A 17,510-nucleotide genomic window follows, 5' to 3' on the forward strand; every position below is an offset into this window, starting at 1 on the left:
GTTTTCAAAGATCATTTCATTCTTGTTTGTTACTACCATTCAGCAACAAAAGCTATCATACTACTTATCTTCCAAGAAGTCAATAACTTTTTTTAAAAAGATAATTCATGTTGTTTGAAAGGGGCGACTGATGGGAATCGAACCCACGAATGCCGGAGCCACAATCCGGTGCGTTAACCACTTCGCCACAGTCGCCATTATATTGGCAGGGGCAGTAGGAATCGAACCCACGCTGGAGGTTTTGGAGACCTCAGTTCTACCGTTAAACTATGCCCCTAATCTAAAATTCTCTTAACGACAAAAATAAGATTATCAAATTACTTCGCAGAAGTCAATAGACGCTTTAAATAAAATTTAAGTAATACATATTAGAATGACGCTGAAAATTAATAATACCACACATTAATGGAAAATCAAGAATTTTGTTTACTCAAGTGAATTATATTAAAAAGACCGACAAAATTTTACCGGTCCTCTGCAACTATCTGTTAATAATTTTCCAATATTATTCCCTTTTTCAGATTCGCAATTCCTTCCTTGCAAACTCCATAGGAAAGCCATGAACAGTCTTCACACAAGTGATCAAGGTCTTCAGGCTTAACCTTTTGGGCTACAAGTGAAACGAGCTCACTTTTTTTATATTCTTCACCTGCTTTTAAACCTAAATGACGTACTACTTTTTCATCTAAGTTGATAACAAACGAGTTTGACTTAGGCGAGTTGCAGTAGTCCTCCTTTTTATTCGGGCAAAAGGAACAGGTTTCATCCAATCCTACAACTACCTGAATCGGAAAATCAATTGTTTGATCACGTATTTCTTCCACTATTTCACTCATTTTTTCAACGAAGTCCGAACTGTATCCCATCCCTTTGAAGCCGTGAACGCATAGTAGATGATGCCCACGAAGAATCTTCTTTTTCAAATTCTTCCCCACCTTTGAATTTTTTTGATGACTTCCTCTTAAACTATTTTTCTCTATTTTATAATACTGTAACATTTTTACAACAATACTAGGGAAAATAAAAAAAGGAGATGCGGCTCATCTCCTACTCATAAAATTCTCCTTAGCAAGACTCTTCAAGTTACGGTCATAGGCAATTACTGTAATCGGTTCACTCTCCCGTACCTTAGAAAAATCAATTTGCATTTCCCAAGGCTGGACATAGGATTCAGCTAATTTGTTTTTTCCTTGGTAGGCGGCGACAACATAAGGCTGCTCACCTAAAGGTAATTTCACATAAACAAAGCAATTTCGTTTATTGGCTAGTTTTGAAATATTTTCAATGCGTTCAAATTTAGAAGCCTTTTGCCCTGAACCACTTGCTGTAACATCTGATAAAAACCAATCGCTGGCAATAATTCTTTTATAGGTGTTATCAACAAGCCTGCTATCGCCCATATCATAATTATTATTCTGATTATCATAATTTGTTGTTCTTTTATCTAGATTAAAATAAGTAATGGCTTTGACTTTAGGGTAAAGCCTTGGTAAAAATCCATACATATTCCCAATTTGCCCTGCAGCCCATTCTGAAAAATCCTTACCTAATTCATAACTATAATGGGAAACTGCTCCTTCCGATAGCATGATTGGCTTATGACTATATTTTTCATAAAGCGGTCGCAAATAATCAATTGGATTTCCGCCCGGCACCTCTTTCCCATGTGAAAATGGAATTGTATACAGGGAGAAACCTACCCAATCGACAATATCATCCCCTGGATAATAGGGTTCAATATTGTGGCGCGGCAAAAAATTAGGCGACCAAACCATGGCTACATTGGGGGCCTCTTCCGCCATTATATCGTGAATTAATTTAAATTTTTCTCGATATTTCTCCGGATTGCCGCTCCATGGGACCCATTCGCCGTTCATTTCACCGGCAAATCGAAGGAACACAGGAATTCCTGTAGATTTTGCCTCTCTTGCAAATTGCCTTACATAGTCATCATCTACTACATCATCCAAACCTTTGGATGGTTCCCAGCCAATTTGCATTGCCCCACCATTTTCTTTTACTTTTTGAGCAAATGACAATGGAAAATATGAATTTGTATCATCATATTTCTTCCTCCATGTTGTATATGTTAAATAGATGGCGTGTTTCTTCCCATATAGCTCGTTCACTTTATTGACGCTACCGTTTTCCCGTTTTCCGGCTACAAACATACCTAAATAAGTCCCGCTTGGAGGTTCAAATTTCGCTAGCTTTTCTTGATCTGAATTGGTCTCTTCAACGAATAGGTCCAGCTCCGTATCGATATGATCGGCCCTAATTAAATTCACAATTCCCCAATCGGCATGTCCTGCCTTTGCCCAATAATCGGCTGTCGCCCGATAATATTGGACAGCTTTGTTGTAGTCTTGGTTTGTATCATAAAACTCGGCTAAGTCTTTGCTATAGGTAGCAGCATAGTTCCATTTTTCATTATTAATTGCTTTTTCAAGATTCATTTTTAGCTCAGCTGGGTCACTTGCCACAGTTACATCCTGCATTAATAAAACGTTCGTAAAAACAAGAATGACTGCAATCCAAATGAGATGTTTTTTCATTAAAGAACCCTCCATCTATTTTCCATATAAATAATAGAGTTCTTAATTCAAGAGAAAATATACAATTACTGCTTTTTTTCATTCATATTTTTTAAAATATCTTTCAAAGTAGAATTGATATTATGTAGGGCGATTATAACAAATCCAAGCATTAGGAAGGTAACGATTTCATGTGTAAAAAAGGCTATAATTCCGATTACAGCAAAATAAAAAGTGTACAACCGATTTCTCATATTGGTATCTCCTTTCAAAAAAGCAGTGATGAAGTTTTTACCACTAGTGGTATATCTTGCCTCTATCTAGATTCTTTAATAGGTGCATATCCACCTAAAAATTTAAATGACCCTACCCTGTTTTTTCATTTTATTGTCCAGAGCTGAGCCAAATATTAACCCAAACAACATCCCAAAAGCAATTGCCATATAATAAATACTAGACAATGCTACCCCTAAGATTAGTCCGTAAGTCATTCCAAGGCTTAGATATGTTCCATCCTCAACTAAACCGTGCTTTTTCACCAGATGGTTAATAATCAATTTAAAAGTTTCTTTATATTGCTTATGATCCATATCATTTTGTGTCTCTAAAAATAAAAGCAAATCATTAATATTTTCTTTTAAGCTTTCACAATCGGAACAGCCATTGGTCATGGAGAAATGGTCCAAACGTTGAACAATCCGGAAAAGCATGCTCACTTTATATTTTTTTGCCTGTTTTTCATCTATTACTAACAACACATTTAAAATTCTCTCAGAAACTTCTTCACACCAATTCGAGTTTTCCATCTTTACCACTTCCTTAATGAAAAAAGTAGATGCTAAAACGGAAATACATATCCAATTCAACATTAGCATATATTTCAACTGGAATTAGCTTGAAGATTCAACATTTCTATTACAAAATATACCATCTAACGTTAAAAAAATACGTAATTTCCCCATGATGGCAAATTACGATGTCTTTTCTTATACTATAATCCATAAAATTTTATACTTTATAGTACAAAATAAATAGGAGCAGCCTATAGCTCCCCCTATTTATACCCGAAGGACAACAAACTGACCTTCACCAAAAATGTTTTTGACATAATCGATTTTCCCATGATTAAGATAGGCTTGATCTCTTTCACTGATTATTAACCTAATTCCGCTTACTTCGATGATCTCGTCATTTTCTGAAACTGACTCTTCCAGAGCCAGTTGAAGCCTAGGTCCACCTCAACAAAGCTCCATTTTCAATCGAACGAATAGATCCTTTCCTGCATCAAATGCTTCTTGGAACTCCTTCATAATTTCCGTTATTGCTGCCCCTGTTATTTTAACCATAAAACTCCTCCATTTTTGTGAATTCAATTCGTTTTACTTACCCTATCTGGTATTCACTTATACTATATGGGGTATTAACGGAAAATGTCAATACTCTTTCTTTATCAACTATGGAGTGGTCGATTTTTTACTATCTAGCAAAAGTCCTGTAATCAAATGAGATTACAGGCTTTTTTCATTTTCTATACAACTTCTCTTTGCAAACTAATTTTTTCTTTTGCTCTCTTTTTCATTGGCAAGGTAATCGTAAAACACGTCCCTTTTCCTACTTCGCTTTCCACCTCAATAAAACCATTCATCGATTCAATGATGCGATAAACGACCATCATACCAAGACCCGTTCCTTTTATTTCTTTCGTTGAAAAATAAGGTTCTCCTAAGCGTGAAAGCTGATTGGCATCCATCCCAATTCCGGTATCCCTTATCCGAATCACAACCGTTTTGTCATCTATAACATTCGAATAGACTGATAATAACCCACCATTTGGCATGGCTTCAATTGCATTTTTCATTAAGTTTACTAAACATTGCTGCAGTCTGGATCGCTCAGCCTTTATGGAACCTTCCATTAAAACGGATTGAAGCTCAACATTATTCATATTTGCTAACGGCTGCATAACATCCATCGCACGCTTAAGTTCGTCCTTTGTTTGAAGGATTTCAACCTTTTCCGGGGATGGCTTGGCAAACGTTAAATAATCTTGGATTATACCGGCCGCCCGGTCAATCTCCTCAATTGAAATTTTAATGTATTCTTTACAATGAACGGGTACATCCTGTTCACTTAGAAGTTGCATAAATCCTCTACTTGTCGTCAACGGATTTCGTACTTCATGTGAAATACTGGAGGCGAGATGACTAACTGCTTCCAATTTTTCATTTCTTATCAATTTCCTTTGGAGAAGCTCATGCTGGCGAATATCCTCCACAACCCTCGTACTAATCCATGTTCCTACAAGGTAAGCAACAATATAAGCAATCCAATTTTTTTGATCCATACCCGCTCCAGGGCTAATAAGAACCGTCATAACGGCAACAGTTAACGCTGAATAGGTACCCAGTGTAGTAGCAAACGATATTTTTTCAATAGAAGACCATGTCGTAAATTTTTCATAAATCGATAAGATAAGAACAGCGATCAATGTCGCTATTGTTGTCGTTATTATAATTCCTACCATTCCACCAATCGAAAGACGCAGTATGAACATAATAAGGTATAATCCAATCGTGACAAGTGGTCCACCATATAAACCACCAATTATAAATGGAATGTAGCGCAAATCGAAAACCAAACCATTATCGGTAGGTATTGTAAATTTCATGCATAAGACAATACTTAAAGCTCCAAACAGAAAAACGGCAATTTGCTTTATTGGCTTAGACCATTCCCGCTTTTCAGACCAATATTGGTACAAAAATACTAAAAACAATATAAAAAATAAATTTGGTGCAATATCTCTAATAAAATCAAACATTATCTATTCCTACTTTTTTCTCCATTTTTCCCTTTTCCGTCCAATAAGTATTCGACATATACAGAAGAACTCCTTTTAAAGTAAGTCAATTTTTTAGTATATTTATTTTACAAAATTCACTTAAGATGGATACAATTATCTTTTCAAAAGGCAATTGTTACATTGACAAAATCTAAATAAAGATTTATAATAATAATTGTAAACGCTTTCAATTTAGAGGTGAGGATTATGTTGTATAACAGTCATGAAGGGAAAGACTACTTCATTGATATCCTTTTAAATATCGGTTTGTTTAAAATGCCAGATGGCCGTCAATTATATGAAGCAACCGAAAACGAACTTAAAAAGGAACTATGTTCATTAACCAATAATCAATTTACATTCTGTACTCTTTCTCAATAATAACATTTTATTTGTTTATTGTTTTATGATAGGACTGACCAACAGGTCAGTTTTTTTATATTCTTTTTTAGCCTAATTATTGGCTCTATCCGGGAATTTCTTATATGATATATAATAGAAGGAATATAATGATTTTGAGCTCTTCTGAATAATCAATCTGACCACCTTGAAAGAAATGAGGGAAACCTATGAAAGATAGAAAAAATTTATTACAGGAGGCACAAGAGGTGCTAACTCAAACGAGCCGTACTTTTGTTATTCCTATATCCCGTTTGGAAGGCTCGCTCAATCATGTTGTCATGGCAGCATACCTTTGTATGCGCAGTATTGATGAAATTGAAGACCACCCAATCTTACCTAAAGAAGATAAAATTCGCCTCCTTAGATCTATCGGAGAACAAATTCTTAAGATCGGAACTCCCCTTTCCCCAGTATTTGCCGATTTAGACGACGTATTGCCAGAGGTGACAGTCCGGATTGATGATTGGCTTACCCTACTACCATCAGAGATTACGGAAAAGGTACGATTTTTCGTTTCAAAAATGGCTTATGGGATGGCGTCTTGGACGGAACGGAACTGGGTTGTTCGAACAGAGAAGGATCTTGATGATTATACATATTACGTTGCTGGATTGGTTGGTGAATTACTATCTACTTTATGGAAATGGCATGATGGTATTAATACAGATGCAGATCTAGCCATAGCTTTTGGACGAGGTTTACAAGCCGTAAACATTATCCGTAACCGGGGGGAGGATCAAGACCGCGGTGTATCCTTTTATCCAGATGGTTGGACACAGGAAAGAATGATTGAATATGCTAAAAAGCAATTGTCCCAAGCAGATCAATATATTGCCTCTATTCACTCCAAGCATATTTATGAATTTTGTTCTATTCCACTAGCTCTTGCCTACGGTACATTGAGAGTTATTGAAAACAACCGGGAAAAATTGAAACGTGAGGAAGTAATCAAGATTGTTGATACGATCATTGGATGATAGGTTTCCCCTTTACACAATGAATGAGGCCGACTCTTAAATTGGAGGCGGCCTCTATCTATCAATCACTATTTATCTTGTTTCTCCTGGTCCATAACTGGCTCATGAAGCTGTGTTTCCCTATCCTCTTCCCCTCCTACGGCTATTTCTGATTTCGAGTCATCAAAATTATTTACATTCCCACGAGATACAAAGCTCTCTAACATCGCCTTTAAATCCATTCCTGTGCTTTCTTTCAAACTTTCCTGTAGTCCAAGCATTGTTTTCGTCACATTGTTTGTGATCTTCGCAGCTCCACTGGAATCAGAGCCACCCATATCAATCACCTTCATGCCTTCAATCTTGGAAAGTGGTTGTGCTACTTCACGAGCATACTTAGGCAGCATATCCATGAACATTTCGAGGATTGCCGCTTCCCCGTATTTCGCCATCGCTTGTGCCATTAATTCCTTCGCCTCAGCCTCAGCACGCCCTCGTTCACGGATAACTGCAGCTTCAGCCAATCCTTTTTGCTTTTCAATGAGTGCTTTTGTCTCTCCATCAATTCGCGCTTTATCCGCTTCTGCCTCTGCTTTTGCTTTAATATCATAGGCATTAGAATCTGCCAGTGCTTTCCGGCGTTTTTGTTCCTCAAGCTCCAATTCTACTTGACGCTGACGCTCAATGAACTGAATCTTCATTTCCTCTTCCTTGACTTGCTGGGCGAGTCTTGCTTTTTCCAATTCATAAGATTGTTCCGCCTTTGCCCGTGCTCTTTCCGTTTCTTCTTTTATTTGTGCTTCCTTAATATCCTTCTCTTTCTTTGATTCGGCGATTACAGTAAGACGCTTATTTTCCTCATCCTGGGCTTCTTGATCATTTTTCGCTTTATAGATTCGTGTTTCTTTTTCCGCATCTGACTCTGCCATTTCAGCTTTTTTGCGAATTTCCGCAATCCGCGGTCGTCCAAGATTATCTAAATATCCATTTTCCTCATCCGCATCTCGAAGATCATCTAAACCAAATGAAGTGATCTTAAAACCCATGTTATCAAGTTCTTTTTGCGCTATTTCCTGCACTTGTTGATTAAAGGATTCCCGGTCATTATTAATCTCTTCTACTGTTAATTTCGATAAAATAGCCCGCAGATTTGTCCCGAGGACCTTTGAGACCTCTTCTTCAATCTCATGCTGTTTTTTTCCTAAAAATTGTTCAGCATAATTAGCGATTCCAATTAAAGAGTCAGCGATTTTAACTGAGGTAATCGCATCTGCTATAACCGGCACCCCTTGAGCTGTGTACACTTTTGGAGTTGTTAATTTAATTTGGAATGAATTTAAATCAACGGGTGTACATGTTTGGAACAATCTTAAGCGAACCCCACCTCCGCGGATAATTTTTAAACTTCTGCCGTTTTCGTCTTCAAAAATACGCGGGTCGCTATCAGGATTCCCCAGTTTCGGACCTGTAATAATAAGCGCTTGGTTAGAACTCGCCGTTCGGTAATGCTTTTTTAAAATAAAAAAGCCAATCCCACCACCAATAAGTAAAAATAAAAGAATAATACCACCTAAACTTAACCAGATAATATTAAGCATTGCAACCAACCACTCCTCCTGAGAGATGGTAAGCAGGGTATAATTGAATAAACATTGTTTTCCCCGCTCCCATTAATTAATACGACAGCCATTCCAAAAAAGTTACAAAATTATTAATAATTAGGATATTGTACCTAGATTTGACGCTTCCTAAGAAAATACCATCAATGATGAAACTTGTCTGCATCTTTTGTCGTATAATAGTAGTAATCGTAATTTCATTTCTAGGAGAGAATTTTTTATGAGATCCGTCTTAACGTTTTTATTTCGCAGTTTGATTTCAGTGATAATAGTTGGAATCATCTGGCCGACCGCTTATTTTGGATTTGAGCAATCATTCTTGAACTCCTCTTTGTTAGCAATACTTGGGGGTGGATTAGCCAATTTCATTTTAAAAAAGCGCGGACAGAATAAACTTTTAAAAGAAAATCAATTAACAAAAAAAGAGTATCAGTATATTGCTCAAAATGTTAAAGAGGCAAACCAAAAGATCAAGCGTCTTAATAAAGTGCTACTTAGCATTCGCTCTTTTCGTGCAGCGAAACTACTGGGCAACCTGCAACGACTTGTTAAACAGATTTATCAAATTGTAAAAAAGGAACCAAAGCGTTTTTATCAAGCAGAACGATTTTTCTTCTATCATTTAGATTCTGTTGTTGAATTATCGGAACGCTACGTATTTTTGTCACGCCAAAATATTAAAGATTTAGAGGTTCGAAAGTCGCTTTCAGAAACAGAAGAAACATTGGAAAAACTAGTGAAATCACTGAATGAAGACTTACTTACCGTCCTTTCAAACGATATTGAGACCTTAAATATGGAACTTGATGTTGCACGGCAAACCCATGACCTGCAAAATGGATTTATGGAACAAACGCAAAATCAAAACCTAATCCAAGAGCCACCACAATCAATTAAAATTAATTTTACAGACCAAGCCCGTCGGGAAAAAAATAAGGTACCGGACGAAAGGAGATAAAAAATATGAGTAACGAAATAAAATCTTCAAACGAGATGAACAATGCTCTAGACGATCTGCTGGCAAACCCATTTGGTGAAATTGAAAACGAGCCTGTTGTTACCCAATTTAAAGAAGATAGACCAAGGCGAATGATCGATTCATTGCCTGAAGTCTACCGCCAAAAAGCAATGGAATTAGCTACACAAATCAATCCTAAGGATCAGCAGGCCATCATCCAATTCGGAACAGCAGCGCAAACAAAGCTTTCCAACTTTTCACATTCAATGCTTGAGCACGTTCAGAAAAAAGATACTGGTCCAATTGGCGACATTTTAAAGGAGCTTATGCAAAAGCTTGAACAGGTCAATCCAGAGGAATTAAGCGGTGAAAAGAAAAATATATTTAAGCGGATTTTCAATAAGGTATCAACCTCAGTCAATGAAATTTTGTCAAAGTATCAAAAAATTGGGTCCCAAATTGATAAAATCGGGGTAAAACTTGATCATCAAAAAAATATTCTACTAACTGATAATAAGATGCTTGATGAACTGTTTCAAAAAAACAAGGAATACTTTGATGGCCTAAATATTTATATTGCAGCTGGTGAACTAAAATTAGAAGAGCTTCATGCAAAGGATATACCCGCATTAAAGCAGAAAGCCGAACAATCGGACGACCAAATGGTTTATCAGGATTTAAATGACTTAGTCCAGTTTGCAGACAGACTTGAAAAACGCCTGCATGACTTGAAGCTAAGCCGTCAAATTACAATTCAAAGCGCACCGCAAATCCGGATGATTCAAAATATGAATCAAGCGCTAGTGGAAAAAATTCAATCATCGATTTTAACAGCCATACCACTATGGAAAAATCAAATTACGATTGCCTTAACACTTTATAGACAAAAGCGCGCAGTAGAAGCACAAAAGCAAGTGAGCAAAACGACAAATGAACTTTTACTTAAAAATGCGGAAATGCTAAAAACAAACAGTATTGAGACCGCGATCGAAAACGAACGCGGCCTGGTCGATATTGAAACGTTGAAAAAAACACAGGAAAATTTAATTACAACATTACAAGAAACTATCCGCATACAGCATGAAGGACGAATGAAACGCCAACAGGCTGAACAGGAATTAATCAAAATGGAAGATGAGATGAAACAAACGCTATTAAGTTTGAAATAGTGGTATAACTTTTTTACTTAGATAAAAAATAAGCTAAGTGTTAGTCACTAACACAAAACTTCAATGTGGAGGGATCTATATTGAATATTCTAATTAGCTTATTTCTAACCATCCTTTTCTTTGGTTATCGAATGGTAAACCTGCTTAATCATGTATCGTTAAAGTTACGGGAATTAGGAAGAATGCCATCTGTTACGTAAACTCGGAGTATGCGTTTAAGTAGAACCTTTCCCAAACATAAAACACATGACCTTTATTTTATAATAGTCATGTGTTTTTTAATTTACCCCACTTGTCACAGGATACGAAATCATGGTAAAATTCATTTAGATAATTATCTAAATATCTAATCAATAAAAAGAGGCGATCTCAATGAATGAATCATTCAAGGCATTGTCTGACCCGACGCGGCGAAAAATTCTACGCCTTCTTAGGGAAAAGGATATGACTGCAGGCGAAATTGCGGATCAATTCAATATGACTAAACCAAGCATTTCCCACCACCTCAATCAGTTAAAACAAGCAAAACTTGTGATTGATGAACGAAAAGGCCAGCACATCATCTATTCACTAAATACTTCAGTAGTTCAAGAAATGGTTGGCTGGTTTTTGGATATTCTAGAAAAAGAGGAGGAAACCAACAATGAGCACTAGTAAAATGAAATGGAATAAATATGACTTTTTCATTTTAATTATTATTCTAATTCCAACTGGGTTACTAGTAACGTTTTATAATAAACTCCCTAATGAATTAGCCACTCATTTTGGAATAAGCGGTAAACCGAACGGCTACCAAGGGAAGATTACCTTCTTACTGTTCAACATCTTTTTACTCATTGGCGTTCCATTATTAATGAAGGTAACTCGCTACATCGATCCCCAAAAAAGAAATTATGATAAATTTGAACCAACTTATGATATTTTTCGCTTAATTTTTTCTGCTTTTCTAAGTGTTATGATGATAACATTACTATTTTATAATCTTGGGCATTCCGTTAATATTCAAATGATTATATTAATTTGTATAGGAATTCTCTTTATGTTTCTTGGCAATTATATGTCACGTATTCGATTTAACTATACGATAGGAATTCGAACACCTTGGACGTTGGCAAATGAAGAAGTTTGGCGCCGAACACATCGTCTTGGCGGACCACTTTGGTTAACTGGTGGATTGCTTGTTGTAATTTTGGCGTTTTTACCCGGAAATATAGCCTTTGTTTACATGATGATCGTTTTAGCCATTATTACAATAATACCAATGGTTTATTCTTATTTTCTTTTTAAGAAATTGGATCATCAACAATAAAGAGTACTGACTAAAAATACCTGCTTTAAACTATTCTCGTCACATGATATCAAAACACCATCAGCATTTACATTTTTTTAAGTTATTTACAATATTCAACGAAATAAGGGAGCTGACATAGTTACAGCTCCCCCTTTTTAATATATTCAAATAAAAACGACTGCCCTTTTCGATAAAATCTTGGGTCGTACAAGCCTAAATAGTTCTCATCATCGACAATGACGACAAACGGAGCCCACTGATAAAGGGTTTTAGCTTCTGGGCGTTTTTCAAAAAGCAGGTCTAAATCAGCCCCTTCATTAGATTTTAAATGATAAAGAATTTGGTCCTCTTTAATAAAACTAGTATCAATGATATCAACGATTTCTTCACTTTTGCCAATGACGGTGAAGTTAAAAGGGACAAAACCGGCAGAAAGTGCGACTTCTTCATAGTTCCCATCATACTGACTATAAATATAAAAACCATATACTGATTGGATGATGACATGGAGACCCATTGCAAGCCATGCCAGTCGAAATATTTTTTGAGTCGGCAATGTCGGTCGTTTGGAAATGACAAAAGCCGCCAGGATAATAATCCAAAGCACAAAATCAACAATAGGAATCGTTCCAAACGTGATCCTAGTGTTAGAAAAGGGTTCTAAATAGCCGGTCCCCCATGCATTGAACAAATCGCTTGTATCATGGATAAGAACAGCCAGCCACGAAATATAAAATAGCCGCCTATCTTTTACGCGAAAGAAGATCCACATTAGGAAGAAAAATGTGAACGCCCATAAAGGTGTTAAAAATACCGAATGGGTAATTCCGCGGTGCCACATTTGATATAAGCCTTCTGTATCCCAAACCCTAGAAACGATATCGATATCTGGAATTTGACTGGCGCCGATGGTTGATACTAACAAAGCGCGGTTATAACGTTTCGTTTCTTTTTCATTTTTGAAGGCGCCATATAGGGAGAGACCAAATAATGTGTGGGTGATCGTGTCCATTTTTATCCCCCTATAATTTTTTTGTCATGTTATACCAAGTAACGCCTCCATGCCCAGATTCTGAAAGCCCCCGATTCATATAGCCCATCTTTTCGTAAAAAGGAACAAAATTTTCTTTACAGGTGAGCGTCACAGTTTTACGGTTCTTCGCTTTTGCTTCATTTTCAAGATGTGTCAGCAGCATTGATGAGATCCCCCGTTTTTGATATTGCGGAGTTACTGCCAAGCCTAGCACACTTTGATGACCACCTAGTTTTGGATTTTCCTTACTTTCACTAAATAGATCATCTGTTATGAACTCATTTTCAATGACCGGACCGTTGACAATTCCAACAATTTTCCCGTTCTCATCTTCCGCTACAAAAAAACTATCAGGAGTATATTGAATACGTTTGATAAAGGCTTCTTTCGTAGCAGCCTCTGTTTTAATAAAACAAAGATTTTCGATGTCTACTACATCCTGTAGATCATCCATTTTTGCGTTTCGTATTTTGAACATACTATTTCTCCCCTCTTGATTTCACCGGTTCATTAATTCACTCTTCTTACCAATGGTTTTCCTGCTTCTACCAATGCTTTTGTACCTACCAGGAAAACCATTCGCTTGCATCACTTATCCACATCCATTATTTTGATTACTTATTTATTCCAACTAAGATTTCTAAATCAACGGTGATTTCTGCGGAAGCCTGATTGCGGAAGGCATTTATCCGATCTTGGTCCCCAGACCAAGCAAGCGGTGTCATCCCCACTAAATTGTAAAGTTCTTCTTTAGTAAGTATTTTTGTATAATTAAGTTTAATATTATGTATTACCTTAAAATGTTCTTTAAAAAGTGATATTGTATCATCATTTTTGTAATCTTTTTTCTCAGTACTTTCAAAAAGTGCCTCTCGAATTTCTTTTAAGTAGTTGGGACCTGGCACCACTTTTATGACGAGACCATCCTGAACTAACATTCGCTTGAATTCCTTGTAATTTGATGGCGATAAAATATTGAGAATAACATAAAATGAGTGATCGGCCAACGGGGATTTTGCTAAGTCTCCAACAAGCCAAATCGGATTTTCGTACCTTTTAGCCGCTGCAACAATCCCTTCTTTTGCTATATCAAGACCAACCCCAGTAATCGCCTCGATCTCACATCCATCTATTATTCGTTGTAAGTGTGACCCTTCTCCGCACCCTAAATCAACGATCAAACATGGATTTATAGACGTATCCATACTATTTTTAATAACGTTGGATATTGACTTATGCATCTCATCATATAATTCACTGCCATTAATTATTTTGTGTCTTGCTTCAAAAAGCTCTTTGCTGTAATGGCTATTTGACTGCTGAGTCATCAAATTGAGATATCCTTGTTTTGCAAAATCAAAAGTGTGATTGTTGGTGCAAATTAAACTTTTATGTTCAACCACTCTCATCTCACTTTCGCAAAGTGGGCATTTAAAGGCCAATATATTTTTGCTAACACGTCTCGCACTATTTATTTTTTTTGACATTATAAATGGACTTCCTTTCAAACCTCCTAAAAGTTAAAAAATCACAGGTGATTTGCCTGTGATACACAGCTACCTCATTATATTATTTATCAGAAAAAGCCAAAGAAAACAATGTAAAAATCTCAAAGGAGCTTAGAACCCTTTTGTATCCGCTTTTTCGTAATGCTGATCACTGCGCCTACTATTAGCCGGATAATGAATAATCCATATTTTATACTTTTATCACAATAAAGTTAATTAACATATGGAATATTTACCAGTATAATAGGCTTATAGTCTGAAAGATGGATTTTATTACTAATAGGAGAGATGAATATGTTCGATAAGCTAAAACCAAGAGTCAATATTGATAAGTTCCTTCAATATGGAACTGATATTGAAGTTAAGGGACGATTTAAAGATACGTTAGCCTATAATCATTTCACAACCGAGGATCAAGCAAGGCTAAAGGAAATCGTATCATTATTAGAATCAAGCACAAATGAAATGGTCAGAATTTTTGAAACATATTTAAAAGAGTTAAAAGCTGAAGGAATTGAAAGGATTTCAACAGCATCCATTGAACGCTATATTAACATTTTTTTCTATGAGGAACGGAACGAAGAATACGTTGATCAGATTATTTCCTTTTTTGAGGAACTTCGAACACATCATTATAACATCGGCAAGCTCGTCGTTGCATTCAATCAGTTTAATTTTTATTTAATTACCAACCTATTGGCTAAGAAGGGGCAAAATCCTCATAAATGCCTACAGTTATTAGAAGTACTTCAACGAGCCATTAACATAGATCAGCAAATATTGATTGAAGTTTTCACTGAAAAAGTAGTGGAGCAGGTTTCTGAAGGCATTGCCCAGTTAATGGATAAAAATGCAGAAATTATGTTCATTAAAGGATTAATTCAAAGCTTAGAAGAACAAAATCACGAGATACAGAATGCGTCAGCCGCAACTGAAGAAATTTCTGCTTCGATTGCCGACGTTGCAAGATCTGCAACACATGTTTCTGAAAAAACAGCCCTTGCTGTTAATAAGGCTGAAAATGGAAGGCATGTCATAAGTAATGCTTTAGACGAAATCGTCCATACCCGTGATACATTTGAGAACATTGTAAAAAATTTCTCACAATTAAAAGTATATGTCTCCACTATTGAAGACATTGTTGGTTTAATTAACGGGATTGCCGACCAAACAAATTTGCTGGCACTAAATGCTTCAATTGAAGCTGCACGAGCCGGCGAACATGGAAAAGGCTTTGCTGTCGTTGCGAATGAAGTCAGGAAGTTAGCTGAAAATACAGTTTCTTCCGTGAAGCAAGTAAATCATAATGTTCAAAATTTGCGTGCCTTCTCTACTGAAGTGTCAGACTCTATCAATTCTACTTCCGTTGTTATTGAAAAAGCTACCACGGAAGCTCAGGAAGCCTTACCTTTATTATCAGAGATTGTTGAAATCGTTGAAGAAATTAATGAAAATACGAATAGCATAGCGGCAGTATGTGAGGAACAGGCAGCTGCGACTGATGACATTTCAAACCGTATGGCCTCGATTTCCAACTTGTCTGAAGATGTACGAGAATTAGGAAGAAACACGGGATCTGCTGTTTACACACTAAGTCAGACAATCGATTCATTCAGACAAAATATGATTAATAATAATAATATCCTTTTATCTACAAAGGCATTATTAAGCCTATCCAAAACAGATCATATATTATGGAAGTGGCGTATCTATAATATGTTCTTGGGGCTGGAAACAATCGATCCAAATGAAGTAACATCCCACAATCATTGTCGATTAGGCAAATGGTATTTTCATGAAAATACAAAGGAGCGTTGCAGACACTTTTCCAGCTATCAAAAGTTAAATGAACCACACCGCCATGTCCATGAGTGTGCCAAGAAAGCAGCCGAAGCCTATTTAGCTAAAGATATGGTACAAGCAGAAGAACACTTATCCAATCTAGAAGAAGCCTCCAAAGAAGTCCTACAACGTATTAATGAGCTTTTAAACGATTTAGAGTATGAAAAACAACTAAGGCAAAGTAAATAAAAGTAAGTACGTGATAATATATAATCTAAATTACTTCTTTGTAGTCAGATAGCAGATTGAGGACAAAAATCTCAATCTGCTATTTTGTTGGTTTTTTACAGTAAAACAAAAGTCAACAGTGAAAGAGCTACAGATGTAATCAACATCGCTACAAAAGGGCGCATTGCTTTTGTTTTGACGTCCGCAAGACTAATATTTAATCCCAGCCCAACCATTGCCGTTGTTAATATAAAAGTTGTAGCTGTAGCAACTCCGCTCATAAATGAATCTGTCACAGGTAAGTATGTACCAAGAACATAGCTTCCAAAAAAGCTCATTGCAATAAATCCAAAGAGAAACCATGGAATATCAACTTTCCCGTTCGATTCCGAATGATTTTTTCGTTTCATCCAATAGACAAGAATAAAGCATAATGGAATGAGTAAGAACACCCTTCCCAGTTTAGCTAGTAAACCGATAGCCAAAGCATCTTGTCCACCGGGAGCTGCGGCTAGTGCAACATGGGCAAGCTCATGAAGACTAATGCCAGACCAGATGCCGTATTTTTCTGCCGTCACATCTAAAATAGGCAATAACAGTGTATAGCAAATCGAAAAAACAGTTCCGACTAAGGCAATGATCCCAACGCTAGTTGCCGTATCCTCATCCTTCGCTTTAATAATCGGTGCAACTGCTGCAATCGCCGCCGCTCCACATACTCCCGTTCCTACTCCTAATAAAAGAGAGATCGAAGTGTCCGCCTTCAACCATTTAGCCAGTAAAAGCGTTACAGTAATTGCAAAAATAATTGTTCCCGCATCCCAGGCAAGCAATCCTAGCCCTTCATGAAAAATAACATCCATATTTAATTTCAATCCGTACAAAATAATCGCAAAACGCAATAATTTCTTGGAAGCAAATTGGATTCCGGTGCGGAAAGTATCTGGATAACCCCAAATTTGTCGATATACAACAGCCAAAATAATAGCACAGGCCATTGGCCCAATCTGTTTAAATCCCGGAATCAAAGCCAGACCATACCCCAATAATGCAATTAAAAACGTGAACCCAATACCCTTATACATTTAAACACCCCTAACCTTAAACCAATTGCGACTTAGTTATTTTATTTTAATATAATTCCGATTTTTTCGCCTTAAAAATACAATAAAAAGTATTTAAATTGGG

Annotated in this window: 17 protein-coding genes and 2 tRNA genes; 7 read left to right on the forward strand and 12 right to left on the reverse strand. The window is 36.5% G+C overall.

All coding sequences use genetic code 11. The annotated features are described in order from the left end of the window. Positions 1-122: 122 nt before the first annotated feature. The 7 genes from BAZO_RS02215 to BAZO_RS02240 form a co-directional block, all read right to left on the reverse strand. Positions 123-195, reverse strand: a tRNA-His gene (locus BAZO_RS02215). 8 nt (positions 196-203) lie between these two features. Continuing rightward, a tRNA-Trp gene (locus BAZO_RS02220) sits at positions 204-277 on the reverse strand. A 211-nt stretch (positions 278-488) separates the two neighbouring features. Beyond that, positions 489-923 (reverse strand): DUF1284 domain-containing protein, encoded by a 435-nt coding sequence (locus tag BAZO_RS02225; protein ID WP_003329607.1) that lies wholly within the window; start codon positions 921-923, stop codon positions 489-491. A gap of 117 nt (positions 924-1,040) precedes the next feature. Further along, positions 1,041-2,555: a glycoside hydrolase family 26 protein gene (locus tag BAZO_RS02230; protein WP_003329608.1), complete on the reverse strand. Its 1,515-nt coding sequence runs from the start codon at positions 2,553-2,555 to the stop codon at positions 1,041-1,043. A 65-nt stretch (positions 2,556-2,620) separates the two neighbouring features. Then, positions 2,621-2,788, reverse strand: a complete 168-nt coding sequence (locus tag BAZO_RS22630) for a hypothetical protein (protein WP_003329609.1) — start codon at positions 2,786-2,788, stop codon at positions 2,621-2,623. 102 nt (positions 2,789-2,890) lie between these two features. Next, a complete protein-coding gene (locus BAZO_RS02235) occupies positions 2,891-3,340 on the reverse strand; it encodes a hypothetical protein (RefSeq protein ID WP_003329610.1) in 450 nt (149 codons plus the stop codon). Between the two features lie 722 nt (positions 3,341-4,062). Continuing rightward, on the reverse strand, positions 4,063-5,355 hold the full coding sequence (locus BAZO_RS02240; RefSeq protein ID WP_003329611.1) for an ATP-binding protein: 1,293 nt from the start codon (positions 5,353-5,355) through the stop codon (positions 4,063-4,065). 228 nt (positions 5,356-5,583) lie between these two features. Here BAZO_RS02240 and BAZO_RS21490 point away from each other — a divergent pair, with 228 nt between their 5' ends. Both BAZO_RS21490 and BAZO_RS02245 read left to right on the forward strand, forming a co-directional pair. Next, the gene (locus BAZO_RS21490) at positions 5,584-5,757 is read left to right on the forward strand and encodes a Fur-regulated basic protein FbpA (protein ID WP_081585625.1); all 174 of its coding nucleotides are present in this window, start codon (positions 5,584-5,586) and stop codon (positions 5,755-5,757) included. A gap of 188 nt (positions 5,758-5,945) precedes the next feature. Further along, entirely contained in the window at positions 5,946-6,755 is an 810-nt protein-coding gene (locus BAZO_RS02245; protein WP_003329612.1) for a squalene/phytoene synthase family protein, read from the forward strand. 68 nt (positions 6,756-6,823) lie between these two features. On the opposite strand, the gene BAZO_RS02250 is transcribed toward BAZO_RS02245, so the two are convergent. Beyond that, positions 6,824-8,332 (reverse strand): flotillin family protein, encoded by a 1,509-nt coding sequence (locus tag BAZO_RS02250; RefSeq protein ID WP_035196206.1) that lies wholly within the window; start codon positions 8,330-8,332, stop codon positions 6,824-6,826. A gap of 241 nt (positions 8,333-8,573) precedes the next feature. On the opposite strand from BAZO_RS02250, the gene BAZO_RS02255 reads away from it, so the two are divergent. The 4 genes from BAZO_RS02255 (at position 8,574) to BAZO_RS02270 (ending at position 11,789) form a co-directional block, all read left to right on the forward strand. Then, a complete protein-coding gene (locus tag BAZO_RS02255) occupies positions 8,574-9,311 on the forward strand; it encodes a 5-bromo-4-chloroindolyl phosphate hydrolysis family protein (protein WP_003329615.1) in 738 nt (245 codons plus the stop codon). A 5-nt stretch (positions 9,312-9,316) separates the two neighbouring features. After that, positions 9,317-10,480 carry a toxic anion resistance protein gene (locus BAZO_RS02260; protein ID WP_003329616.1) on the forward strand — a complete coding sequence of 388 codons (1,164 nt, stop codon included), beginning with the start codon at positions 9,317-9,319 and terminating at the stop codon, positions 10,478-10,480. Between the two features lie 372 nt (positions 10,481-10,852). Then, entirely contained in the window at positions 10,853-11,134 is a 282-nt protein-coding gene (locus BAZO_RS02265; RefSeq protein ID WP_003329617.1) for an autorepressor SdpR family transcription factor, read from the forward strand. After that, a complete protein-coding gene (locus BAZO_RS02270; RefSeq protein WP_003329618.1) occupies positions 11,124-11,789 on the forward strand; it encodes an SdpI family protein in 666 nt (221 codons plus the stop codon). The genes BAZO_RS02265 and BAZO_RS02270 overlap by 11 nt, the downstream gene beginning before the upstream one ends. Positions 11,790-11,910: 121 nt before the next feature. Here BAZO_RS02270 and BAZO_RS02275 read toward each other — a convergent pair whose 3' ends face one another. From BAZO_RS02275 to BAZO_RS02285, 3 genes are all read right to left on the reverse strand, one after another. Then, entirely contained in the window at positions 11,911-12,783 is an 873-nt protein-coding gene (locus tag BAZO_RS02275; protein WP_003329619.1) for a metal-dependent hydrolase, read from the reverse strand. A gap of 10 nt (positions 12,784-12,793) precedes the next feature. Further along, a complete protein-coding gene (locus tag BAZO_RS02280; RefSeq protein ID WP_003329620.1) occupies positions 12,794-13,282 on the reverse strand; it encodes a GNAT family N-acetyltransferase in 489 nt (162 codons plus the stop codon). A gap of 136 nt (positions 13,283-13,418) precedes the next feature. Then, positions 13,419-14,291 carry a putative RNA methyltransferase gene (locus tag BAZO_RS02285; protein ID WP_039956929.1) on the reverse strand — a complete coding sequence of 291 codons (873 nt, stop codon included), beginning with the start codon at positions 14,289-14,291 and terminating at the stop codon, positions 13,419-13,421. A gap of 315 nt (positions 14,292-14,606) precedes the next feature. Here BAZO_RS02285 and BAZO_RS02290 point away from each other — a divergent pair, with 315 nt between their 5' ends. Further along, a complete protein-coding gene (locus BAZO_RS02290; RefSeq protein ID WP_003329622.1) occupies positions 14,607-16,343 on the forward strand; it encodes a globin-coupled sensor protein in 1,737 nt (578 codons plus the stop codon). Between the two features lie 95 nt (positions 16,344-16,438). Here the strand turns inward: BAZO_RS02290 and BAZO_RS02295 are convergent, their stop codons facing one another. Continuing rightward, complete coding sequence (locus BAZO_RS02295; RefSeq protein ID WP_003329623.1) at positions 16,439-17,407, reverse strand: YeiH family protein; 969 nt, start codon at positions 17,405-17,407, stop codon at positions 16,439-16,441. Between the last annotated feature and the right edge of the window lie 103 nt (positions 17,408-17,510).

This window comes from Schinkia azotoformans LMG 9581, from assembly GCF_000307855.1.
Classification (GTDB): domain Bacteria; phylum Bacillota; class Bacilli; order Bacillales; family Bacillaceae_J; genus Schinkia; species Schinkia azotoformans.

Excerpts from the sequence above, each read along its gene's own strand:
- BAZO_RS02230 (WP_003329608.1), bottom strand. The coding sequence starts at position 2,555 with ATGAAAAAACATCTCATTTGGATTGCAGTCATTCTTGTTTTTACGAAC.
- BAZO_RS22630 (WP_003329609.1), bottom strand. The coding sequence starts at position 2,788 with ATGAGAAATCGGTTGTACACTTTTTATTTTGCTGTAATCGGAATTATA.
- BAZO_RS02235 (WP_003329610.1), bottom strand. The coding sequence starts at position 3,340 with ATGGAAAACTCGAATTGGTGTGAAGAAGTTTCTGAGAGAATTTTAAAT.
- BAZO_RS02240 (WP_003329611.1), bottom strand. The coding sequence starts at position 5,355 with ATGTTTGATTTTATTAGAGATATTGCACCAAATTTATTTTTTATATTG.
- BAZO_RS21490 (WP_081585625.1), top strand. The coding sequence starts at position 5,584 with ATGTTGTATAACAGTCATGAAGGGAAAGACTACTTCATTGATATCCTT.
- BAZO_RS02245 (WP_003329612.1), top strand. The coding sequence starts at position 5,946 with ATGAAAGATAGAAAAAATTTATTACAGGAGGCACAAGAGGTGCTAACT.
- BAZO_RS02250 (WP_035196206.1), bottom strand. The coding sequence starts at position 8,332 with ATGCTTAATATTATCTGGTTAAGTTTAGGTGGTATTATTCTTTTATTT.
- BAZO_RS02255 (WP_003329615.1), top strand. The coding sequence starts at position 8,574 with ATGAGATCCGTCTTAACGTTTTTATTTCGCAGTTTGATTTCAGTGATA.
- BAZO_RS02260 (WP_003329616.1), top strand. The coding sequence starts at position 9,317 with ATGAGTAACGAAATAAAATCTTCAAACGAGATGAACAATGCTCTAGAC.
- BAZO_RS02265 (WP_003329617.1), top strand. The coding sequence starts at position 10,853 with ATGAATGAATCATTCAAGGCATTGTCTGACCCGACGCGGCGAAAAATT.
- BAZO_RS02270 (WP_003329618.1), top strand. The coding sequence starts at position 11,124 with ATGAGCACTAGTAAAATGAAATGGAATAAATATGACTTTTTCATTTTA.
- BAZO_RS02275 (WP_003329619.1), bottom strand. The coding sequence starts at position 12,783 with ATGGACACGATCACCCACACATTATTTGGTCTCTCCCTATATGGCGCC.
- BAZO_RS02280 (WP_003329620.1), bottom strand. The coding sequence starts at position 13,282 with ATGTTCAAAATACGAAACGCAAAAATGGATGATCTACAGGATGTAGTA.
- BAZO_RS02285 (WP_039956929.1), bottom strand. The coding sequence starts at position 14,291 with ATGTCAAAAAAAATAAATAGTGCGAGACGTGTTAGCAAAAATATATTG.
- BAZO_RS02290 (WP_003329622.1), top strand. The coding sequence starts at position 14,607 with ATGTTCGATAAGCTAAAACCAAGAGTCAATATTGATAAGTTCCTTCAA.
- BAZO_RS02295 (WP_003329623.1), bottom strand. The coding sequence starts at position 17,407 with ATGTATAAGGGTATTGGGTTCACGTTTTTAATTGCATTATTGGGGTAT.